This is a genomic window from Kitasatospora sp. NPDC004669 (genome assembly GCF_040609455.1).
Lineage (GTDB): Bacteria > Actinomycetota > Actinomycetes > Streptomycetales > Streptomycetaceae > Kitasatospora.
The window spans coordinates 1-5,079 of record NZ_JBEXKB010000172.1 but is presented as its reverse complement, the minus strand read 5'-3'; the positions used below and the strand labels follow the sequence as shown (position 1 = coordinate 5,079).

4 protein-coding genes are annotated in these 5,079 nt (G+C 71.8%); all 4 read right to left on the bottom strand.

The genetic code is table 11. The annotated features are described in order from the left end of the window. Positions 1–111: 111 nt before the first annotated feature. Positions 112–939: a DUF3159 domain-containing protein gene (locus ABZW30_RS46490; protein WP_355677406.1), complete on the bottom strand. Its 828-nt coding sequence runs from the start codon at positions 937–939 to the stop codon at positions 112–114. Next, positions 936–1,346: an OB-fold nucleic acid binding domain-containing protein gene (locus ABZW30_RS46485; protein ID WP_355677405.1), complete on the bottom strand. Its 411-nt coding sequence runs from the start codon at positions 1,344–1,346 to the stop codon at positions 936–938. The genes ABZW30_RS46490 and ABZW30_RS46485 overlap by 4 nt, the downstream gene beginning before the upstream one ends. 64 nt (positions 1,347–1,410) lie before the next feature. Continuing rightward, positions 1,411–2,091: a response regulator gene (locus tag ABZW30_RS46480; protein ID WP_033351413.1), complete on the bottom strand. Its 681-nt coding sequence runs from the start codon at positions 2,089–2,091 to the stop codon at positions 1,411–1,413. A 73-nt stretch (positions 2,092–2,164) separates the two neighbouring features. Continuing rightward, the gene (locus tag ABZW30_RS46475) at positions 2,165–4,756 is read right to left on the bottom strand and encodes a sensor histidine kinase KdpD (protein WP_355677404.1); all 2,592 of its coding nucleotides are present in this window, start codon (positions 4,754–4,756) and stop codon (positions 2,165–2,167) included. Positions 4,757–5,079 lie beyond the last annotated feature (323 nt).

The following is a 5,079-nucleotide window of genomic DNA, read 5'->3' as shown; positions in this document are numbered from 1 at the left end:
CCGCCGTCCGGTACAGGTCCGACCGGCGCGACCACCAGCCTGCGCTGAGCGCCCCGAGGATGCCGCCCATCCAGGGGTGCGGGCCCTCCGCCGTACTTCCGGCGCGAGCGGCTACTTCGCCGGCTCGTCCTCCTCGTCGTCCAGCTGCGCCTTGATCGGCGGCGGCGCCTTCAGCAGGATCTGCCAGGTCACGTACATCGCCAGCAGCAGCGGCGGGATGCCGAGGGCGACCTTCAGCCAGCCGAGCAGGTTGACGTTGTGGGTGAAGTACAGCGGGAAGAGGATCACCGGCTTGAGGCCCATGATCGCCACCCAGGCCCAGGTCGCCTTGGTGTAGGCGGCCAGGCGGCCGGGGTTCTCCTTGCGCCAGGTGAACATCTCGCCGGTGATCGGGCCGAGCATCACCCCGATCATCGGCCAGCGCGCCAGTGCGGAGGCTGCCAGGGCCACGCAGTAGCCGACGTTCCAGAGCAGGCCGGGCAGGTAGAAGTCCTCGGCCTTACCGCTCTTCATCGCGATCCAGGCGCCGAGGGCGACGCCGAACACGCCGCTGAAGGCGTGCTGGATGGTCTCCCGCTTCGCCAGCCGGACCACCACGAACAGGCCACTCAGGCCGAGCGCGGCCCAGGCGGCGGCGCTGACCTGGTGGGTGATGTTGTACGTGACGATGAAGACCAGGCCTGGCAGCGTCATGTCGACCATGCCGCGCACGCCGCCGAAGGCCTGCAGGACGGTGTCGGCGGCCTCCTTGGAGGCGGCCTGACGGGCGGCCTCGGCGGCCGCCGGGTCGAGGGGCTGCTCGACGGCGGGTGCGGCACGCTCGATCGAGCGTGCCAGGCCGTCCACCGCCTCCTCGGCCGCGACGTCCTGCCAGGCGGCCACGTCGGCGGCGTCCAGGTCGATCCGGGCGGCGGCGTCGCCGCCGGGGTGGTTGCTCACGCTTCGCTCCCGTGTCCGACCGGACGCAGCTCATAGCGGGGGTTGAACAGCACACGGCGCCCGTGTGCGTGGCTGATCCGGCCGCTGGCGACCAGTCGGCGACCCGGTTCTATGCCCGCGATCGAGCGGCGACCGAGCCAGACCACCTCCAGCGCCTCGGTGCCGTCGAAGAGTTCGGCCTCCAGGGCCGGGACACCGGCCCTCGGGCGGAGCGTCACCGTGCGCAGCGTGCCCGCGACGGTGACCAGCTCCCGGTCCCCGCAGCCTGCGATCGGCCGGCAGCCGGACTCGGCCGCACTCTCCTGGCGCAGGTCCTCGGCAGCAAGCTCCTCGGCCGAGGAGGTCAGCCGGCTGAGCATGCGGCGGAATCGCCCCGGCGGCTGGCCACTGCTGTTGTCACCACTCATGTCGGCAGGGTACCGGTTTCCAGACCCCCGGCGGCAGGCCGCTGGACCGCCGAGGCCTGCGTGATCAGCTCTCGAAGCGGTAGCCCATGCCCGGCTCGGTGATGAAGTGGCGCGGGTGCGAGGGGTCGCGCTCCAGCTTGCGCCGCAGCTGGGCGAGGTAGACCCGCAGGTAGTTGGTCTCGGTGCGGTAGGCCGGGCCCCAGACCTCCTGGAGCAGCTGGGTCTGGCTGACCAGTCGGCCGGCGTTGCGGACCAGCACCTCCAGCAGGTGCCATTCGGTGGGCGTGAGGCGTACGTCGGTGCCGTCCCGGTTGACCTTCTTGGCGGCGAGGTCGACGGTGAAGCTCTCGGTGACGACCAGCGAGTCGTCCTCCCCCGCCACCGGCTCGGCCCGGCGCACGGCGGCGCGCATCCGGGCGAGCAGCTCGTCCATCCCGAACGGCTTGGTGACGTAGTCGTCGGCACCGGCGTCCAGGGCCTCGACCTTCTCGTCGGAGGCGTGCCGGGCCGACAGCACGATGATCGGCACCCGGGTCCAGCCGCGCAGGCCGCGGATCACCTCGACGCCGTCCATGTCGGGCAGGCCCAGGTCGAGGACGACCACGTCCGGATGGCGGGCGGCGGCCAGTTCCAGCGCGCTCGCCCCGTCATGGGCCGCGTCGACCTCGTACTTACGGGCCTTGAGGTTGATCACCAGCGCGCGGACGATCTGCGGTTCGTCGTCCACGACGAGGACCCGGGTCATTTACGGGCTCCGCCTTTCAGGGCTGTCGGATCTATCGGACTATACGACTCAGCTGAAGGTGCGCCGCCGGGCCTCACGTGATCAGCTGCGAGAGCGGATCGTGGCCGTCCCCGGTCGGCTCCCCCGGTTCGGGCGGCCGTTCCGCGGCGGGCAGGCTGACGACCATGGTGAGACCGCCGCCGGGGGTGTCCTCGGCGGTGACGGAACCGTCCATCGCCTCGACGAAACCGCGCGCCACCGCGAGCCCGAGGCCCACCCCGGCACCGCGCGGCGCGTCCCCGTAGCGCTGGAACGGCGCGAAGATCCTCTCCTTGGCGTCCTCGGGCACCCCCGGGCCGCGGTCCACGATCCGCAGCTCCACCCGGCCCGGCCCGCCCGGCTGCTCCAGGGTGTCGGCCTTGACCAGCACCTTGACGCCGTCCGGGCTGTACTTGACGGCGTTCTCGACCAGGTTGGCCAGCGAACGCTCCAGCAGCCCGCCGTCGGCCCGGATCATCGGCAGCGTCTCCGGGACGTCCAGGCGGACCGACTCCGGCGGCACCCCGCCCAGCGCGTACGGCACCACCTCGTCCAGGTCGGTCTCCTGGATCAGCGGGGTGACGGTGCCGGTCTGCAGCCGGCTCATGTCGAGCAGGTTGTTGATCAGGTGGTCCAGCCGGTCCGCCCCGGCCTCGATCCCGGCCAGCAGCTCGGCCTCGTCCTCCGGGTCCCAGTCCACGTCGGCCGAGCGCAGCGAGCTCACCGAGGCCTTGATGCCGGCCAGCGGGGTGCGCAGGTCGTGCGAGACGGCAGCCAGGAGAGCGGTCCGGATCCGGTTGCCCTCGGCCTCCCGACGGGCCGCGGCGGCCTCCCGGGCCAGCCTGCGGCGCTCCAGGACCACGGCGGCCTGCGCGGCGAAGGCCCCGAGCAGGCGCCGGTCCGCCCCGGGCAGCACCCGGCCGCGCAGCACCAGCGCCAGGCTCTCCCCGACCGGCACGTCCACATCGGCTTCCTCGGGCCGCTCCGGCGGGCGCGGCCCGGCGGTCGCCACCGGCAGCCAGGCGCCCATCGGTTCCGGGCGCTCCAGCAGCGCGGCGCTCTCCTGCCCGAAGGTCTCCCGGACCTGCTCCATCAGAGCGGTCAGCACCCCGTCGCCGTTCGGCGCGCCGCGCAGCACCGTGCCGGCCAACGCACTGAGCGTCTGCGCCTCGGCTTGGGCGCGGGCCGCCTGGTGGGTGCGCCGGGCAGCCAGGTCCACCACGGAGGCGACCGAACAGCCGACGATGGTGAATATCGCCACCGCCATGATGTTCTGCGGCTCGCTGATGGTGAAGGTGTGCAGCGGCGGGGTGAAGTAGTAGTTCAGCACCGAGGAGCCGACCAGCGCCGAGCCGATCGACGGCAGCAGCCCGCCCACCAGCGCCGCGCACACCGTCAGCGACAGGAACAGCAGCATGTCGGTGGACAGGCCCAGCCCGCCGATCGCGGTCAGCACGAGCGCCAGCACCGGCGGACCGGCCAGTCCGACCAGCCAACCGGCGATCGTCCGGGTCCGGCCCAGGTCGGTGATCCGGCGCACCGGTACCTTGCTGCGCCGCCCGTGCCCGGCGTGCTCGTGGGTGACCATGTGGACGTCGATGTCCCCGGCCTTCTGGGTGACCGTGGTGCCGACGCCCGGCCCGTACAGATACTGCCAGCCGGGGCGACGGCTCGTACCCAGCACGATCTGGGTCGCGTTCACGCCGCGGGCGAAGTCCAGCAGGCCGGCGGCGGGGTCGTCGCCCAGGACGTTGTGGAAGGAGCCGCCGAGGCTCTCCACCAGGGCGCGCTGCTCGATCAGCGTCTGCGGCGAGCCTGAGCCCGCGAGCCCGTCCGAGCGGGAGATGTGCACGGCCAGCAACTCACCGCCGGAGACGCGGGCCGCGATCCTGGCCGCCCGGCGGATCAGTGTCGCCCCCTCGGGGCCGCCGGTCAGGCCGACCACGATCCGCTCCCGGGCCTGCCAGGTGCCCTCGATGCCCTGTTCGGCCCGGTACTTCTGCAGGTACTCGTCCACCCGATCGGCGGTCCACAGCAGCGCCAGCTCGCGCAGCGCGGTCAGGTTACCCGGGCGGAAGTAGTTGGCCAGCGCGGCGTCTATCTTCTCCGGCGCGTACACGTTTCCGTGCGCCAGCCGCCGCCGCAGCGCCTGCGGGGACATGTCCACCAGCTCGATCTGGTCCGCGCGGCGGACCACCGCGTCCGGGACGGTCTCGCGCTGACGCACCCCGGTGATGCCCATGACGGCGTCGCCGAGCGACTCCAGGTGCTGGACGTTGACGGTGGAGATCACGTCGATCCCGGCCGCCAGCAGCTCCTCGACGTCCTGCCAGCGCTTCTCGTTGCGGCAGCCGGGGACATTGGTGTGGGCCAGTTCGTCCACCAGTGCCACCTGCGGGCGGCGGGCCAGCACGGCGTCCACGTCCATCTCGGAGAACCTGGCGCCCCGATGCACCACCTGCTTCCGCAGCACGACCTCAAGCCCGGCGACGAGGTCCGCGGTCCGCCGCCGGCCGTGGTCCTCCACGAACGCCACCACGACGTCCGTGCCACGCTCATGCCGCCGGTGTGCCTCGGCGAGCATGGCGTACGTCTTGCCGACCCCGGGGGCCGCCCCGAGGTAGATGCGCAGCCTGCCTCGTCCCATGAGCACCATTCTTGATCCGGCTCTGTCCGGGAGCCACCCCCGGACACCTGTTCCCCCTCCCTTCGAGACTACGGCGTGAGAGGTGATATTCCGCTAATCAGTGCACTGATCATGCGGTTTTAGCGACATATTGACGGAGTACCAGCCACTCGGCGGGGGTCACTTGGGAGGCGTCCACGGGCCCTGGCGAGGTCTTCACCGGGTTTCGTCCGGTTTCCGGGAAACGCGAAGAACCCCCATCCGGAATCCGGATGGGGGTTCTTCTGAAGAATTGTTCGGCGGCGTCCTACTCTCCCACAGGGTCCCCCCTGCAGTACCATCGG

Bases quoted from the DNA above. Each gene is read 5' to 3' on its own strand.
- ABZW30_RS46475 (WP_355677404.1), bottom strand. From the start codon at position 4,756: ATGGGACGAGGCAGGCTGCGCATCTACCTCGGGGCGGCCCCCGGGGTC.
- ABZW30_RS46485 (WP_355677405.1), bottom strand. From the start codon at position 1,346: ATGAGTGGTGACAACAGCAGTGGCCAGCCGCCGGGGCGATTCCGCCGC.
- ABZW30_RS46480 (WP_033351413.1), bottom strand. From the start codon at position 2,091: ATGACCCGGGTCCTCGTCGTGGACGACGAACCGCAGATCGTCCGCGCG.